Raw genomic sequence first — 15,592 nt, 5'->3', positions numbered from 1 at the left:
TGTCTTGAGGGCATAACCAACCCCGAAGGAGATGCAGTGATGACCGGAAACCAGAAGCCCAACCGCGTCGTCGTCATCGGTGGCGGATACGCCGGCGCGCTGGCGGCCAATCACGTCCTCATGCGCGACGACGTGGCCGTCACCCTGGTGAACCCGCGGCCCAAGTTCGTCGAGCGCATCCGTCTGCACCAGCACGCGGCGGGAAACTACAACGCCACCGTCGGCTACGACACGCTGCTCGCTGACGACGTGCGCCTGGTGGTCGACACCGCGACCCGCATCGACGCCGCCGCCCGCACCGTCGAGCTGGCGTCTGGCGACACGCTCGACTACGACTACCTGATCTACGCGGTCGGCAGCACCGGGACGGTACCGGCGTCGGTGCCGGGCGCCGCCGAATTCGCCTATCCCCTGGCCGAATTCGAGCAGGCCGAGCGGCTGGCAGCGCGACTGCAGGACGTGCCGCTGTCCGCGCCGGTGGTGGTCATCGGCGCCGGTCTGACGGGCATCGAGGCGGCTTCCGAATTCGCCGAGGCCGGCCGCAACGTCGTATTGGTCGGCAATAAGCTAGCGCCGGCGATGAGCGCCCCGGCCCGCCGCTCGGTGGCCAAGGCCCTCACCAAGCTGGGCGTGACGGTGATCGAGGGCGACGTCAGCGACGTCAGCGCGCACCGGGTGACCCTCGCCGACGGGCGCTTCATCAGCAGCGCCGTGACGGTGTGGACCGCGGGCTTCGGCACCCCGGACCTTGCGGCCGCCAGCGGACTGCGCACCGACGAACTGGGCCGCCTGCTCACCGACGAAACCCTCACCAGCATCGACGATCCGCGCATCGTGGCCACCGGTGACGCCGCCGCGCCGTCGGGTCAGCCGCTGCGCATGAGCTGCCAGGCGTCGAGCCCCCTCACGGTGACGGCCGTGGGGACCGTGCTGAGCCGGATCGCCGGCACCGAGCCCGAGCCACTCGACCCGGTGTTCGCCGGATCGTGCGTCAGCCTCGGTCGGCACACAGCGACCATCCAGATCGCCCGGAAGGACGACTCCGCCACGAACTACTACATCGGTGGTCGGGTCGGCGCGAAGCTGAAGGAAGCCATCTGCAAGGGCACGCTGTGGGGCATCCGCCGGACCGCCCGCAAGCCCAGCGCGGTGTTCGTGATGAAGGGCGGCAAGCGCGCCGAACAGCTGGCGGAGACCGTCAGCGCATGACCGGCTCAGCCAGTGCCGCAGGGGGTGAACACGCCGAGCGGTTCACCCACCTGCGGCCCCTCCTCTTCACCATCGCCTACGAAATCCTGGGCTCGGCAACGGAATCCGACGACGTCCTGCAGGACAGCTACCTGCGGTGGGCCGAGGTCGACCTCGACACGGTGCGGGACACCAAGTCGTACCTGGCGCAGTTGGTCACCCGGCAGGCGCTGAACACCTTGCGGGCCGGCGCGCGGCGCCGCGAAGAGTACGTCGGCCCGTGGTTGCCCGAGCCGCTGCTGCTGGACGAGCGCGACGCCTCATCGGATGTGGTTCTCGCCGAATCGGTTTCGATGGCGATGCTCGTGGTTCTCGAAACGCTGACCCCCGACGAGCGGGCCGTGTTCGTCCTGCGTGAGGTCTTCGGCTTCGACTACGACGAAATCGCCGGCGCCGTCGGCAAATCCGCCGCCGCGGTCCGGCAGGTGGCGCACCGGGCGCGCGAACACGTGCAGGCCCGGCGCAAGCGGTTCACGCCCGACACCGCGAAGTCCGCAGAGGTGACAGCCCAGTTTCTGACGGCAGCGGCGACCGGTGACCTGGACGGCCTGATGACGCTCCTGGCTCCGAACGTCACGTGGACCGCGGACAGCGACGGCAAGGTCAGCGCCGCCCGCAGGCCGGTGTTCGGCCCGGACAAGGTCGCGCGACTGCTGCTGGGGCTCATGCGTGGTGTGTCGGAATTCCCCGAGGCGCGCGCCGACCTGGCGACGTACAACAACGCCCCGGCGCTGGTGCTGTACCTCGGCGAGAAGCTCGAGGGCGTCATCCTGATCGAGGTCGAGGACGGCAAGATCAGCCACTTCTACGCCGTGCGCAACCCCGACAAGCTCGGTGGGGTGCTGGTCGAGCGGGAGATCCGGCGGACCGTCTGACAAGCTGTGGGGCGTGCGAGTCGAGCGGTTGGCCGACCTGGGCGACGCCCCCGGGGTGTTGAAGGCTGTCGCCGACGCCGCCGCCCGCCGCGGCCTGCCACCGCCGGCCGCGCTTCTGGGTGACTGGTTCGGTGCGACGGCCGTCATCGCGCCGAGCGTCGCCATCGAGCCGGTGGCCGCCACCGAAGTCTTCGACGCGCCAACGGGTTCCGGTGAGGCGATCGGTGGCGGCTGGTTCGGCTACCTGTCGTACCCGGACGGTGGTCACCGGATCCCGGCGGCTGCCGGCGGCTGGTCGGACTCGGTGCTGCGGCAGGACGCCGCCGGGCACTGGTGGTACGAAAGCCTTTCCGGGGCAGCGCTTCCCGACTGGCTGGCCGCCCTGGAGCCGGCGGCGCCCGCGCCGTACGCGATCGACTGGCGGGCGCCGGACCGCGCCGGCCACCGCGCCGGCGTGCTGTCCTGCCTCGACGCGATCGCCGCGGGCGAGGTGTACCAGGCCTGCGTCTGTACCCGCTTCACCGGACGGCTGTCCGGCGCGCCCATCGACTTCTTCGTCGACGCGGTGACGCGGACCGCGCCCGCCCGGGCCGCGTTCGTCGCGGGCGAGTGGGGCGCTGTCGCGTCGCTGTCCCCGGAACTGTTCCTGAGCCGCCGCGGCGAGGTCGTCACCTCCAGCCCCATCAAAGGCACTCTCCCCCTTGATCGTCCGCCGTCGGAGCTGGCGTCGTCGGTCAAAGATGTGGCCGAGAACATCATGATCGTCGACCTCGTCCGCAATGATCTGAGCCGCGTCGCGACGACCGGGTCCGTCCGGGTGCCGCAGCTGCTGGCAGTCGAGCCCGCGCCGGGCGTCTGGCATCTCGTGTCGACGGTGGCCGCGCGGGTTCCGGTCGACACCCCGATGGCAGCCGTGCTCGATGCCGCGTTCCCGCCCGCGTCGGTGACCGGCACCCCGAAATGCCGAGCCCGCGAACTCCTCGCCGACTGGGAGCCGTACGACCGCGGAATCTATTGCGGGGCGGTCGGTTTGGCGTCACCCCTGGCCGGCACCGAACTCAACGTCGCGATCCGCACCGTGGAATTCGACCCCGACGGCGGAGCGATCCTGGGGGTGGGCGGTGGCATCACCGCCGACTCCGACCCGGACCGCGAGTGGGAAGAGTGCCTCCACAAAGCCGCCGCCACCGTCAGCCTCTCCCTGTCTCGCGAGCAGTCCGCTGCAAGCGGGCGGTACCCTGCGCAAAATTGGGTCGATCGACACTGATCTAGCTACCCGACTCTCTTAGGCCTCGGATCCCAGTCACCTGGTGACTGGGATCCGAGGCTTTAGTGCGATCTAAGCGAGTCGGGTCGGTTCACGCGGAGATTGGCGGCGAATTTCGTGATCGCCTGCGAAGCATCGCAGGCGATCGCCCGCGTGGCGCATCCCAGGCCCGCACCGGCCGGACAGTCGACCCACAGAAAACGTCAGCAGAGCCTTTTTCAACACTTTTATGTCTCACGGGCCTTCAGGACCGCGTCGTAGAGCTCGCGCCGGGACGGCGCACCGGGGTTCTCGGCGATCACTTGCGCGCAGGCATCTTTGACGCGCGCGCCGTCGTCGACCAGTTCCTGAACCAGCGCGACCAAGCTGTCGATGTCCGCCACCGGCGTCGCCCCCGCCAGCACCACGGTGATCTCGCCGAGCACGCCGTCGGCGGCCCACTCGGCCAGTTCCGCGAGGCTGCCCCGGCGAATTTCCTCGTGGGTCTTGGTCAGCTCACGGCACACCACTGCGCGCCGGTCCGGCCCCAGCACGGTCACCGCCTCGGTCAGGGTCTCGGCCAGCCGGCGCGGTGACTCGAAGAACACACACGTCCGGCGCTCGCTCGCGAAGCCGGCCAGCCACGCCGCCCGGCCCTTGCGCGGCGCGAAACCCTCGAAGCAGAACCGGTCCGACGCCAGCCCGGACACCGCCAGCGCCGTCGTCACCGCCGACGGGCCCGGCAGACACGACACCGGCAGCCCGGCCTCGGCGCACGCCGCCACCAGCCGGTACCCCGGATCGCTGATCAGCGGCATGCCGGCATCGCTGACCACCAGCACGGTCTCCCCGGCGGCAATCGATTCGACAAGCCCCGCGACCCGGGATGCCTCGTTCTGATCGAAGAAACTCACGACGCGCCCGGCGGGCCGGACATCCAGCGACGCGGCCAGCGCGCGCACCCGCCGGGTGTCCTCGGCGGCGATCACATCGGCGGTGCCGAGCGCCTCGATGAGGCGGGCCGAGGCGTCACCGGGCTGGCCCAATGGAGTCGCCGCGAGCAGCAGCCGACCAGCGCCAGCGAGCGGACCAAGTGCTGATGTCACACGGGACAGCCTAAGCTCGCTGACGTGACCGCCCCCGCCCTCGACGCCTCCGACGCCGAGCGCGAGGTCCCCGTGATCAGTCCGGCGCCACTGACGCCTGCCGCCGATTTCGGCCCGACCGACCGGCTGCGTGGCTGGACCATGACCGCGGTGATCACCGCGCTGGCCGTCATCACCCGGTTCCTGAACCTGGGCTCGCCGACCGACGCGGGCACCCCGATCTTCGATGAGAAGCACTACGCGCCGCAGGCCTGGCAGGTGCTGCACAACAACGGCGTCGAGGACAACCCCGGCTACGGCCTGGTGGTGCACCCGCCGGTCGCCAAACAGCTGATGGCCATCGGCGAGTGGATCTTCGGATACAACGGCGTCGGCTGGCGGTTCTCCGGCGCGGTGTGCGGCGTCATCCTGGTGCTGCTGGTGGCGCGGATCGTGCGGCGCATGACGCGCTCGACGCTGCTGGGCGGCATCGCCGGGCTGCTGATCATCGCCGACGGCGTCAGCTTCGTCTCGGCCCGCACCGCGCTGCTCGACGTCTATCAGGCGGTGTTCATCGTGGCGGCGTTCGGCGCCCTCATCGTGGACCGCGACCAGGTACGCGCCCGGATGCACGTCGCGATGACCGAAGGCCGGATCAACGAGACGGTGTGGGGCCCGCGGCTCGGCGTGCGGTGGTGGCGATTCGGCGCCGGCGTGCTGCTGGGGCTCGCGCTGGCGGTCAAGTGGTCGGGCCTCTACTACATGGTGTTCTTCGGCCTGCTGACCGTCGCATTCGACGTCGCGGCCAGGCGCGCCTACCGCGTACAGCGGCCCTGGCTGGGGACGCTGCGCCGCGACGTCGCGCCCGGGATGTGGGCGTTGACGCTGGTCCCAGTCGGGGTGTACCTGGCGTCGTACGCGCCGTGGTTCGCGTCGGAGACCGCGATCGACCGGCACATGGAGGGCCGGAACATCGGCGACGGACCGTTCGCGACGCTGCGCTCGCTCTGGTACTACACGCACGACGTCTACCGCTTCCATTCCGGGCTGACCAATGCCGCGGGCAACCACCACCCCTGGGAATCCAAGCCGTGGACGTGGCCGATGTCGCTGCGGCCGGTCCTCTACGCCATCGACAACAACAACGTGCCGGGCTGCGGCGCACAGTCGTGCGTCAAGGCCGTCATGCTGGCCGGCACGCCGGCGATGTGGTTCATCGCGGTGCCGGTGCTGGCCTGGGCGGTGTGGCGGACGTTCGTCAAACGCGACTGGCGGTATGCCGCCGCGCTGACCGGCTACGCCGCGGGTTACCTGCCGTGGTTCGCCGACATCGACCGGCAGATGTACTTCTTCTACGCAACGCCGATGGCGCCGTTCCTGATCATCCTGATCACGCTGATCCTCGGCGACATCTTGTATCCGAGATCGACGGAACCGGAACGACGAACACTCGGGCTGCTGGTCGTGTGCTTCTACGTGGCGCTGGTGATCACCAACTTCGCCTGGATGTACCCGATCCTGACCGGTCTGCCGATCTCGCCGGCCACCTGGAACCTGGAGATCGTGCTCCCGTCCTGGCGTTGACCCTGCGTCTGGGGCGCAAGAGCGCGAGTGGCGAACGCCGCCACCGCGGAGTCAACGGAACGGTTCCGACACATCGAACGCCTGTGCGATAAGATTGCGGGGTGTCCTTGGCGGTTCAGGGTTCGCTGTTCGACCATGCCGAACGGCGCTGGCTCGGTGACGGCGCCTGGGTCGACGTCCGCGCCGGCTGGCTGACGGGCGCCGACACGCTTTTCGACGAGCTGCTGACCGCCATCCCCTGGCGTGCCGAGCAGCGCCAGATGTACGACAGGGTGCTCGACGTGCCGCGGCTCGTCAGCTTCCACGACCTGGCGCAGGACCGGGCGCCGCATCCCGGGCTGGCCCGACTGCGGGTGCGGCTCAACGACGCCTACGCCCACGAGCTCGGCGAGCCGTTCACCACCGTGGGCCTATGCCTCTATCGGGACGGCAACGACAGCGTCGCCTGGCACGGCGACACCATCGGGCGCAGCAGCACCGAGGACACCATGGTCGCGGTGCTGAGCCTCGGCGCGACAAGGGTTTTCGCGCTGCGTCCCCGCACCACGGGCGCAGACGGCAGACGCACCAGCGTCCGGCTGCCGCAGGGGCACGGCGACCTGCTCGTCATGGGCGGGTCGTGCCAGCGCACCTGGGAGCACGCGGTGCCCAAGACCGCCCGTCCCACGGGGCCGCGGATCAGCATCCAGTTCCGGCCGCGCAACGTGCGGTGACTACTGGCCCCGCACCGCGGTGACCGACTTGGTCAGCAGCTCCGTGGCCTTCTGCGTGTTCACCGGGACGACGGGCTTGTCCGGCTCGACGAGCGAGTTGGCGGTGACGATCACCAGGAATCTGCCGAAACCGCCGACGTAGTTGTAGAGCTGACCGGCAGCCGGCTTGCCGGCCGCCACCGTCTCGAGAATGCGGTGGGTGCCCAGCGTCTTCACGCCGTCGATGGGCGGGGCGGGCACCTCTTCGACGAGGCCCCGCACCCCGGCGCCGGAGAAGGCGACCTTCTTGCAGCCGTCGCCCGGATCGGCCGGCGCGATCGGTTCGGACGTCTCCACTGCCAGGATGACGAACCGGTTGCCCTGCCCTTCCGCGGTGACGGCGGTCATGTTGCCCTTGGCACCTGGGGAGACGGCCATGCCGGAGGCGAACTTCGCGCAGTCCGGCGGCTCGAACTTCAGGCCCGGCGGCAGTGTCTGCGGCGCGAACGCGCGTGGGTCGATGCCCGTCGGCGCGACGGTCTTGACCTGGTAGTCCGGCCCGAAAGTGCCCTTCAGATCAAGGATTTTGGTGATGTCAGGGTCGGCGGCCACCACCTGGGAATGGGACGTGCACGCCGCCACCAGACCGGCGGAGGCCACCGCGAGCACCGTTCTGCGCATTGTGGCGAATCTACCGGGCGATCCCGTCGGCGGCCGGGATGCCCCGCACCGACCGCACCGCCGCGTCCAACAATGTCGCCGGGAGCTGCGCGGGCAGCGGCGGCGCGACGGCACCCGGGTCGGTCACCAGGGTGATCGAAACCGCCAGTGCGTCCACGTAGGCGATCAGTGTCGTTGCCTGTGAATGGGTTTGCGCGCCGTTTTCGACGCTCGTGGTGATGTGGGCCGTCAGGCCCAGCGTGCGGGCGTCGGCGACCTGGGGCGCGTCGGTGAGGTCGACGGCGGCGCGCGCCCGGTTGGTGCTCAACGTCCAGCTCTGGCAGTCGCCGACGAGCTCGGGCGCCGGGGCGACGGCCGGCGCCGCGATCGCGTACACGATGCCACCGGGTCCCGATGCCGACCAGCCGCGAACCCCGTCAGCCGGTGCGGCCAACAGCGCCGCGCAGTCCGGCGGGTCGGCGGCCGACTCCGCGGACATGCCCCAGAAGGTTATCGGGGCGGCGGGCGCGGGCAACGCCCCGAACTCGTAGCCCTGCAAATCTTTGGGGAGGTGCTGACGCATCTGGCCGATCGCGGCGGCGTCGGCCGGTTTCGCGGCCGCCGGGGTGGTGGGCCGCGTGGGCGGGGTCATCGACCCGCACGCGGCGCACAGCAGAACCACTGCCGACCACGCGAGTGCGCGCATTTGCTGTTGATAGCACGGCGAACGCGCCGACCCCTGCCGATGCCCGGCGCCACGCCGACACGACTTTTGCGGATGCGGCGTTGCACCGGAAGCTGACCCAAGCGGCTTCGTCCGCCCCGTAGTCTGCAACCGACGACAGGAGACGGAAATGTTGCCGATGAGGGTTGCCGGCGTTGCGCTGGCCGTGACTGTGACTGCGCTGGGCGCAAGTGCCTGCAACTCGGATTCGAAGCCGGCGTCGTCGTCGACGTCCAGCAGCGCCTCGAGCACCAGCGCCGCGGCGGCACCGACCTCCGCGGCACCGAGCGCACCCGCGGTTCCGAAGAAGACCATCCGGGACTACCTGCACGAGAAGAACATCACCGAGCAGCAGCTGCACCCGGGCGATCCCGGTGCCCCGATGCTGACCATGCCGCTCCCCCAGGGCTGGGTGGACGCCGGTCCGCTGACGCCGAAATGGGCCTGGAGCGCAAGCAAATTCGATGACCCGGCCATGAAGGCCGACCCGCCGACCATCATCGTGCTGATCTCGAAGTTGCCCGGCGCCAATGCCGACGAGGTGTTGCAGTACGCGCCCGGCGAGCTGCAGAACCTGCACAACTGGCAGGACGCCGGCACCAACTGCGAGGCCATGCTCGCCGGTTTCAAGGCCTGTCAGGTCGGTGGCATGTACACGCAGGACGGCAAGGACCGGCTGATGGCCCAGAAGACGGCGGCCATCCCGACCAAGGACGGCGTGATCGTGCTGCAGATCAACGCCAGCGGCACCAAGGAGACCATCGCACCGCTGATGGATGCGACGTCGTCGATCGACAAGTCGATGAAGATCACCGTGCCCTGAGGTGCCTGAGCTCAGGCGCGGGAGAACGCCGATGCCGCGGCCACCTGCTCGGCGGTCGGCCGCACCCCGGTATACCGTTCGAACTGTTCGGCGGCCTGCAGGGCGATGACCTCGGCGCCCGTGATCACCGGCACCCCGGCCGCGCGCGCCGCGCGGACCAGCGGGGTTTCCGACGGCAGTGCGACCACGTCGAACACGGTGCGCGCCTTGGCAATAACGTCCGGATCGAAGGACAGGTCGTCGGCTTCGGCGCCACCGGCCATCCCGATCGGGGTGACGTTGACGACGATGTCCGCGCCGCCTGACGCGTCGGCCGCGTAGCGGTACCCGAGCCGGTCGGCCAGCCGGCCGCCGGTGTCCGGGTTGCGCGCCACGATGGTGCCCGCCTCGAATCCCTTGTCCCGGAACGCCGCCGCCACCGCGCTGGCCATGCCGCCGCTACCGCGGATGAGCAACGAGGCGGCCGGGTCCAGGCGGTACTCGTCGATGAGCCGGGCGATGGCCAGGTAGTCGGTGTTGCAGGCCGTCAGCCGGCCGGCGTCGTTGACGATGGTGTTGACCGAATTGATCACGCGCGCCGACTCTTCCAGCTCGTCGACGAGCGCGATGACGTCTTCTTTGAACGGCATGGACACCGAGCAGCCGCGGATGCCCAGGGCCCGGACCCCGCCGATCGCCGCGGCGATGTCGGTCGTGGTGAAGGCCTTGTAGACGAAGTCGAGGCCCAGCTCGTCGTAGAGGCAGTTGTGGAAGCGCGTACCGATGTTGCTGGGCCGGGCCGCCAGCGAGATGCACACCGCGGTGTCCTTGTTCAGCAGCGGGCGCCGCGAGTACAGCGATTCCGTCATCAGCCGACCGCCTTGATCACTTGCTGCGCCAACAGGTGGATTTCGCGATACTGCTTGTGCGACAACGACAATTGGTCCGGTTTCGGGACGTCGAATTCGGTGACGATCATGTTGCGGTCGTCGCGCTCCCAGGTGGCGCCGTAATGCTCGAGGATCTTGCGCATCGGGAAGTTGTCGGACAGCACGCGCGCGGCGAACCGCTCGATGCCCGAACCCCGGGCCGCAGGTACCAGCGCGTCCATCAGAAAGGTGCCGATGCCCCGGCCCTGATAGTCATCACCGACCATGAAGGCCACCTCGGCGACCGTCGGATTCTCATGCAGCCGAACGAATCTCGCGTCGGCGACCATCGGCCCGTCCGGCCCGTCGACGCCGTCGGTCAACACCCAGACGAAGTGGTCGACGTAGTCGACCTCGAAAAGGTAGGCCATCAGCGCCGGACTGGGCTGGTAGGCCGTCTGGAACCGGCGGTAGATGGTCTCGGTCGAAAAATGGACGGGCCCCTGACGCACCCGCGGGTTGTCGCCCGGCAGCACGGGCCGCAGGTACATCTGACTGCCGTCGCTCAGCTTCACCGGAAGCGGCGTGATGAACTCCGCGAGCCGCTGCCGCGCCGTGCGCACCAGCCGCTCGGCCATACAGGGCACGTCGAGCATGGCGGTCAGCGCGTCATGTCCGCCGATCCACCCGGCCAGTGGCTCGGTGACCAGCACCGTGGCGTTGCGCGTGCCGCCGCGCAACAGGGCGATCTCACCGACGATCAGGCCCGGGCCGATGTTGTGGACGACCAGTTCGCCGTCGGGAGCGGTGTGCGTCACCCGGACGCTGCCGGCGCTGATCAGGATGAACGACGACGCGACTTCGCCCTGCGTCATCAGAACCTTGCCCGGTTCGGCCGTCAGCGGACGCAGCAGGGGCGCCAGCCGGTCGAGGTCCTCCCGACGGCAGCTCGCGAAAAACCCCAACGAAGCCAGTTCATCCGTCGTTGCTTCCGGCACGCAGGAAACGTTACCGGCGGACGGCATGCCGCGTGGGGCCGTTGAGACCGCACCCTATTGAAAACTGTTTTCGACAAGCCCTCGGGCGTCGGGTATCGTCGGCCAGGTCTTAATGAAAACGATTTTCACTTGGTCGACGGAGGTTCCCATGAAGGCCGGCATTCACCCCGACTACCACCACGTCGTCTTCCAGGACGCCACCACGGGGCGCACGTTCCTGACCCGCTCCACCGCCACGAGCTCGCGGACCATCGAATGGCAGACCGCCGACGGGGTTCACACCTACCCGCTGATCGTGGTCGACGTCACCTCGGACTCACACCCGGTGTGGACCGGCAAGCGGCAAATCCTGGACACCGCGGGCCGCGTCGAGAAGTTCAACCGCAAGTACGGACGCTGACCTTGGCGCGGGAATCCCCTTGCCACGGCGATACATTCACTTCCCCCTCGAGCCCGTCCCGCACCACCCGGCACCGGCCGCGCCCCGGGTCCCACACCCGGGGTGCGGCCACCACCGCAATCTGGGACTGGCAGTTGCACGCCCGTTGCCGTGGGCTGCCGGCCGAGGTGTTCTACACCGGTGACGACGATCGTGGCGCCCGGCGGGTCGCCCACGAAGAGCGCGCCAAACAAATCTGTCAGCACTGTCCGGTACTGCGCGCCTGCCTCGGCCACGCCCTGGAAGCCGATGAGCCCTACGGCATCTGGGGTGCGACGACACCGAAGGAGCGGGCTGCGATACGAAGTTCACAGCCTTTTATTAGCTGATCTATCAAAACTCTCGGTACCTTGGTGTCAACACCACGACACCGACGGGAGCACCGATGGGATTCGGACCGCCACAAGGCCGGCCGACCGTCACCGACGACGAGATCACTGCCATCATGGAACCGCCGCAACGGGTCCGAACCCTGCGAAATGTGTTGGACGCCACCGGCGATGCCCTCGAACCGTTGATCGACCTGTATCGACCGTACGTCGCCGGCCTCGACCGGCTGCCGCGCGACGGCCGTTTCCTGCTGGTCGGCAACCACACCGCGTTCGGCTTCGCCGAGATCCTGCTGATGCCGTATTACACCCGACGCGCGCTCGGAGTGCAGGTGCGCCCGCTCGCCGAGCGCGGCCTGGCACAGGCCAAGGGCTTCGGTGGTGACCTGGTCGCCGCGTACGGCGGCGTGGTCGGCCACCCCGACACGGCGCGAGAACTGATGCGGCACAACGAGACCGTTCTGGTCTTCCCCGGCGGCGGACGCGAGATGCCCAAGTTCAGGGGCGAGGAGTATCAGCTGAAATGGGACGGGCGAAGCGGTTTCGCCCGCGTCGCCATCGAGAACGGCTACCCGATCGTGCCGGTCGGACTGGTCGGCAGCGACGACGTCTACGCGCCCCTCTTCCAGCGCGACAGCACGCTGGGCCGGCTGAGCCAGTCCATCGGCGAGCGGTTGGGCGGACGGTCCGACATGGCAATGCCGCTGGTGCGCGGTATCGGCCCGACGCTGATCCCCCGTCCGCAGCGCATGTACCTGGAGTTCGCCGAGCCGATCAGCACCACGGCGCCGGCCGGTACGACCGATCACGCTCGGTGGGTCGAGACGGTCAAGTCCACGACTCAGCAAGCGCTGGAACAGATCTTGTCCGACCTCCAGGAAGTCCGGGCCAGCGATCCGTACCGCAGCCTGAATCCCCTGGCCTGGTCCCGGGCCGCTCAGCCACCCGAGGCCGCCATCCGCGTGGGCTGACCACGACGGCGGTCGGGAGACCGTAACGTGGGTTGCCGTCGGGCGCAGCGCTTCATGCACCCGCATGCGGCAGAAAGGCTTCGCGAGATGGCATTCACCGACTACCAGCAGCTGTCCCTGACGCGCCGCGACAACGGCGTCCTGCTGATCACCCTCGACCGGCCGGAGAAGTACAACGCCGCCGACGAGGGCATGCATGCCGAGCTGGCCAACATCTGGAAGGACGTCGCGGCCGATCCGGACACCCGGGTGGCCGTGATCACCGGCGCGGGAAAGGCATTCAGCGCCGGCGGGGATCTGGCCATGGTCGAACGCATGGCGGGTGACTACGACCGCGTCTCGCACATGCTCGGGGAGATGAGCGACCTGGTCTACAACATGATCAACTGCGACAAACCGATCGTGTCGGCCATCAACGGCGTCGCGGTCGGCGCGGGCGCCGTCGCCGCGCTGCTGGCCGATGTGGCGATCATCGCCGAGGACGCCAAGATCGGCGATGGCCACGTCAAACTCGGTGTGGCCGCGGGCGATCACGCCGCGATCATCTGGCCGTTGCTGGCCGGGACCGCGAAGGCCAAGTACTACCTGATGACGGGTGAGATGATCGACGGCGTCGAGGCCGAGCGCATCGGCATGGTCGCCAAAGCCCTTCCCCGCGAACAGGTTCTGGACGAAGCGCTGCGGGTGGCCGACGTGCTGGCCACCGGCGCCCAGCAGGCGATCCGGCTCACCAAGCGCGCACTCAACAACTGGCTGCGCCACGCCGGCCCGATCTTCGACCAGTCCGCGGCCTACGAGATGTTGACGTTCCTCGGGCCGGACGTGGTCGAGGGATATACGGCGCTGCGCGAGAAGCGGCCGCCCCGGTTTCCGTCGGCGCAGTAGACGCGGCAACCGAAATGACCTGGCAGCAGATCGAGCCCTTCCTCGTCGCACTCGCCATCGGGCTGTTGCTCGGCCTGGAGCGCGAACGCAGCCATGCCCGCAAGCTGCCAGCCGGCTCGCGTTCGTTCGCGCTGCTGTCACTGGCCGGTGCGGTGGCGGCCGGTTTCAGTCAGTGGGCTGTCGTCGCCGGATTTCTGGCTGTCGGCGCGCTCATCGCACTGGCCTATCTCCGAACCAGTGCGGAAGATCCGGGAACGACCACCGCGACAGCCGCCCTCGTCGCGTATCTCCTTGGCGCCCTCGCCTATTCGCGTCCGGCACTCGCGGTCGGCCTCGCGGTCGTCGTCGCGGGCCTGCTCGTCTCGAAGAATCGCATCCACCGGTTCGCCCGCGACATCATGACCGAGGTCGAGCTGGAAGACGCGATCAAGTTTCTCGTCGTCGCGTTCGTGATCCTGCCGCTGCTGCCGGACCGCGGACTGGGACCGTACGGCATTCTGAATCCGGGGAAGGTCTGGCTCCTCGTCGTGCTGCTCACCGGTATCGGGTGGGTGGGCTACATAGGGGTTCGAGCGCTCGGCCCGGAACGCGGCCTGCTGATCACCGGTATCGCCGGCGGCTTCGTCTCGGCGACCGCGACGACGGCGTCCATGGCCCGGCTCAGCCGCACGACACCGAGCGTGCGCGCGCCCCTGGCCAGCGCTCTGTTGGCCAGCCTGGCGACATTCGTGCAGCTGCTCATCGTGATCGGGGTGGTCGACGCCCACGTGCTCCAGCGCCTGTGGCCACCCGTGGCCGCCGGCGCGTTGGTGCTGGTGGTGATCGCCGGGGTCGTCTACCGCGGAGCCGGTGTCGCCGAGGACAATCCGTCACCAGAGCAGGACACCGGCGCGAAAGCCGCAAGCCGACCGTTCGCCCTGCGTCCGGCCTTGATCTTGGCCACGGTACTCACCCTCGCCCTGCTTGTCGGGCGGTGGGGCGCGGACGTGCTCGGTGCCGGCGGCACCGTGCTCGCCGCGTTCGCCGCGGGTCTGGCCGACGCGCACGCCGGTTCCGTCGCCGCCGCCAGCCTGGCCGCCAAGGGCGATATCACCGTCGACACCGCGCTGCTCGCGATCGCGGCCGCACTCGGCTCCAACCTGATCGTGAAGACCGTGCTGGCATTCACTGCCGGCGGTCGCCGGTTCGGGCTCCGGTTTCTCGCCGGGATGACCGCGCCCGCGGTGGTTTTCGGCGTTGTCCTGGCCGTGACGATGACGTAGCCCGTCACCAGCGGCTACGCCTCGGCCGTCACCGCCTCGACCAATGCGTCCGCGGCGAGCAGACCAAGGTTGTTCGAGGCCAGCGGACTGTCGCCGGTGAGCAGCCGCCGGTCCTGATGGACCTGACCGGTCATCTGGTCATTGACGACCTTGAGACCCTGATCCTCCAGCGCCTCCCCGATGAAGAGCCGCAGCCCGCCGGGTATGTAACCCATCTCCTTGTTGGGCCCCTTGTCGAGCGCATCGGGAAAAACGCAGATACGGTAGCCCTTGAACGGTGACTCCGTCTTGCCGATCGCGGCCGCCAGCAGGCAGGCCGGACCGTGACACAGCGTGATGACGAACCTGTCGTTCTCGAGTGCCCAATTGAGTACCTGACCGACCTCGGGGCTGAACGGGATACCGATCTCGGCGCCGTGGCCACCCGGGATGAATACCGCCAGATAGTCGGAATCGGGTCCCAGCCTGTCGACGATCACCTCACGAAGATTCAGCGGCTCCTTGAGTTTGGGCTTGAGGTCGGCGTAGGTCTGCTGCACGGCGTCGTCCTTGCCCGGCATCGCCCACAGCTCCAGCTTCGCCGGGTTTCCGGTGATGGTGGCGACGTCGACGTCGAAGCCCGCGGCCATCAGGTGATGCAGCGGCAGCAGCATCTCCACGGGGTGGTTCCCGGTGGAGAACATGGTGCCGTTGTCCATCAGCAGATAGCGCTCGTCGGTGGCGATCATCAGAATCTTCCACCGGCCGCCGGTATACGCGCCGGCATGTTTGACGCCGCCGAAATCTGTTCTGTCCGAGGTGTATTGGCTCAACGAGTACGCCGAGGGAAAGAAGGCGTTGTCCTCGGCCGGATCGGGTGTCGGGGACTTGCTCAGTTCGGATTCGCTCACGAGACGTCCTGACCTTGGCGGGAATTGCGACGA

General features: G+C 68.8%; 17 protein-coding genes. 11 read left to right on the top strand and 6 right to left on the bottom strand.

The features are described from left to right. The first annotated feature begins 39 nt into the window (after positions 1-39). The 3 genes from ACZ5IQ_RS04495 to ACZ5IQ_RS04485 are packed head-to-tail and all read left to right on the top strand — an operon-like array spanning position 40 to position 3,390. Positions 40-1,209, top strand: coding sequence for an NAD(P)/FAD-dependent oxidoreductase (locus ACZ5IQ_RS04495; protein ID WP_064859495.1), 1,170 nt, complete (start codon positions 40-42; stop codon positions 1,207-1,209). Further along, positions 1,206-2,123, top strand: a complete 918-nt coding sequence (locus tag ACZ5IQ_RS04490) for an RNA polymerase sigma-70 factor (protein WP_464480889.1) — start codon at positions 1,206-1,208, stop codon at positions 2,121-2,123. Before ACZ5IQ_RS04495 ends, ACZ5IQ_RS04490 begins: the two co-directional genes overlap by 4 nt. A 13-nt stretch (positions 2,124-2,136) precedes the next feature. After that, positions 2,137-3,390 carry an aminodeoxychorismate synthase component I gene (locus tag ACZ5IQ_RS04485; protein ID WP_318986736.1) on the top strand — a complete coding sequence of 418 codons (1,254 nt, stop codon included), beginning with the start codon at positions 2,137-2,139 and terminating at the stop codon, positions 3,388-3,390. A gap of 227 nt (positions 3,391-3,617) precedes the next feature. On the opposite strand, the gene rsmI is transcribed toward ACZ5IQ_RS04485, so the two are convergent. After that, complete coding sequence (gene rsmI, locus ACZ5IQ_RS04480) at positions 3,618-4,475, bottom strand: 16S rRNA (cytidine(1402)-2'-O)-methyltransferase (protein WP_212812889.1); 858 nt, start codon at positions 4,473-4,475, stop codon at positions 3,618-3,620. 24 nt (positions 4,476-4,499) lie between these two features. On the opposite strand from rsmI, the gene ACZ5IQ_RS04475 reads away from it, so the two are divergent. Together ACZ5IQ_RS04475 and ACZ5IQ_RS04470 are read left to right on the top strand one after the other, a co-directional pair. Continuing rightward, positions 4,500-6,038 (top strand): dolichyl-phosphate-mannose--protein mannosyltransferase, encoded by a 1,539-nt coding sequence (locus ACZ5IQ_RS04475; RefSeq protein ID WP_464480888.1) that lies wholly within the window; start codon positions 4,500-4,502, stop codon positions 6,036-6,038. A 101-nt stretch (positions 6,039-6,139) separates the two neighbouring features. After that, entirely contained in the window at positions 6,140-6,751 is a 612-nt protein-coding gene (locus ACZ5IQ_RS04470; RefSeq protein ID WP_464480887.1) for an alpha-ketoglutarate-dependent dioxygenase AlkB, read from the top strand. On the opposite strand, the gene ACZ5IQ_RS04465 is transcribed toward ACZ5IQ_RS04470, so the two are convergent. Both ACZ5IQ_RS04465 and ACZ5IQ_RS04460 read right to left on the bottom strand, forming a co-directional pair. Next, positions 6,752-7,411, bottom strand: coding sequence for a DUF5642 family protein (locus ACZ5IQ_RS04465; RefSeq protein ID WP_464480886.1), 660 nt, complete (start codon positions 7,409-7,411; stop codon positions 6,752-6,754). It lies immediately after the preceding gene. 10 nt (positions 7,412-7,421) lie between these two features. After that, positions 7,422-8,096 (bottom strand): DUF5642 family protein, encoded by a 675-nt coding sequence (locus ACZ5IQ_RS04460; RefSeq protein WP_464480885.1) that lies wholly within the window; start codon positions 8,094-8,096, stop codon positions 7,422-7,424. A 148-nt stretch (positions 8,097-8,244) separates the two neighbouring features. On the opposite strand from ACZ5IQ_RS04460, the gene ACZ5IQ_RS04455 reads away from it, so the two are divergent. Beyond that, a complete protein-coding gene (locus ACZ5IQ_RS04455) occupies positions 8,245-8,937 on the top strand; it encodes an LpqN/LpqT family lipoprotein (protein ID WP_464480884.1) in 693 nt (230 codons plus the stop codon). An 11-nt stretch (positions 8,938-8,948) separates the two neighbouring features. Here ACZ5IQ_RS04455 and ACZ5IQ_RS04450 read toward each other — a convergent pair whose 3' ends face one another. Both ACZ5IQ_RS04450 and ACZ5IQ_RS04445 read right to left on the bottom strand, forming a co-directional pair. Next, entirely contained in the window at positions 8,949-9,785 is an 837-nt protein-coding gene (locus ACZ5IQ_RS04450) for a shikimate 5-dehydrogenase (protein WP_464480883.1), read from the bottom strand. Further along, a complete protein-coding gene (locus tag ACZ5IQ_RS04445) occupies positions 9,785-10,810 on the bottom strand; it encodes a GNAT family N-acetyltransferase (RefSeq protein ID WP_061007398.1) in 1,026 nt (341 codons plus the stop codon). Before ACZ5IQ_RS04445 ends, ACZ5IQ_RS04450 begins: the two co-directional genes overlap by 1 nt. A 121-nt stretch (positions 10,811-10,931) precedes the next feature. On the opposite strand from ACZ5IQ_RS04445, the gene ACZ5IQ_RS04440 reads away from it, so the two are divergent. The 5 genes from ACZ5IQ_RS04440 to ACZ5IQ_RS04420 all read left to right on the top strand — a co-directional run bounded on the left by ACZ5IQ_RS04440 (position 10,932) and on the right by ACZ5IQ_RS04420 (position 14,669). After that, positions 10,932-11,183 carry a type B 50S ribosomal protein L31 gene (locus ACZ5IQ_RS04440; protein ID WP_293014887.1) on the top strand — a complete coding sequence of 84 codons (252 nt, stop codon included), beginning with the start codon at positions 10,932-10,934 and terminating at the stop codon, positions 11,181-11,183. After that, positions 11,111-11,551 carry a WhiB family transcriptional regulator gene (locus ACZ5IQ_RS04435; protein WP_464480882.1) on the top strand — a complete coding sequence of 147 codons (441 nt, stop codon included), beginning with the start codon at positions 11,111-11,113 and terminating at the stop codon, positions 11,549-11,551. The genes ACZ5IQ_RS04440 and ACZ5IQ_RS04435 overlap by 73 nt, the downstream gene beginning before the upstream one ends. Positions 11,552-11,607: 56 nt before the next feature. Then, positions 11,608-12,522, top strand: coding sequence for a lysophospholipid acyltransferase family protein (locus tag ACZ5IQ_RS04430; protein ID WP_464480881.1), 915 nt, complete (start codon positions 11,608-11,610; stop codon positions 12,520-12,522). Between the two features lie 87 nt (positions 12,523-12,609). After that, a complete protein-coding gene (locus tag ACZ5IQ_RS04425; protein WP_464480880.1) occupies positions 12,610-13,407 on the top strand; it encodes an enoyl-CoA hydratase/isomerase family protein in 798 nt (265 codons plus the stop codon). Positions 13,408-13,421: 14 nt separating this feature from the next. Next, positions 13,422-14,669, top strand: coding sequence for an MgtC/SapB family protein (locus tag ACZ5IQ_RS04420; protein ID WP_464480879.1), 1,248 nt, complete (start codon positions 13,422-13,424; stop codon positions 14,667-14,669). 14 nt (positions 14,670-14,683) lie between these two features. Here the strand turns inward: ACZ5IQ_RS04420 and hchA are convergent, their stop codons facing one another. Continuing rightward, on the bottom strand, positions 14,684-15,559 hold the full coding sequence (hchA, locus tag ACZ5IQ_RS04415; protein ID WP_464480878.1) for a glyoxalase III HchA: 876 nt from the start codon (positions 15,557-15,559) through the stop codon (positions 14,684-14,686). Between the last annotated feature and the right edge of the window lie 33 nt (positions 15,560-15,592).

The organism is Mycobacterium toneyamaense (assembly GCF_055384815.1).
This window is presented reverse-complemented; position numbering and strand designations above follow the sequence as displayed.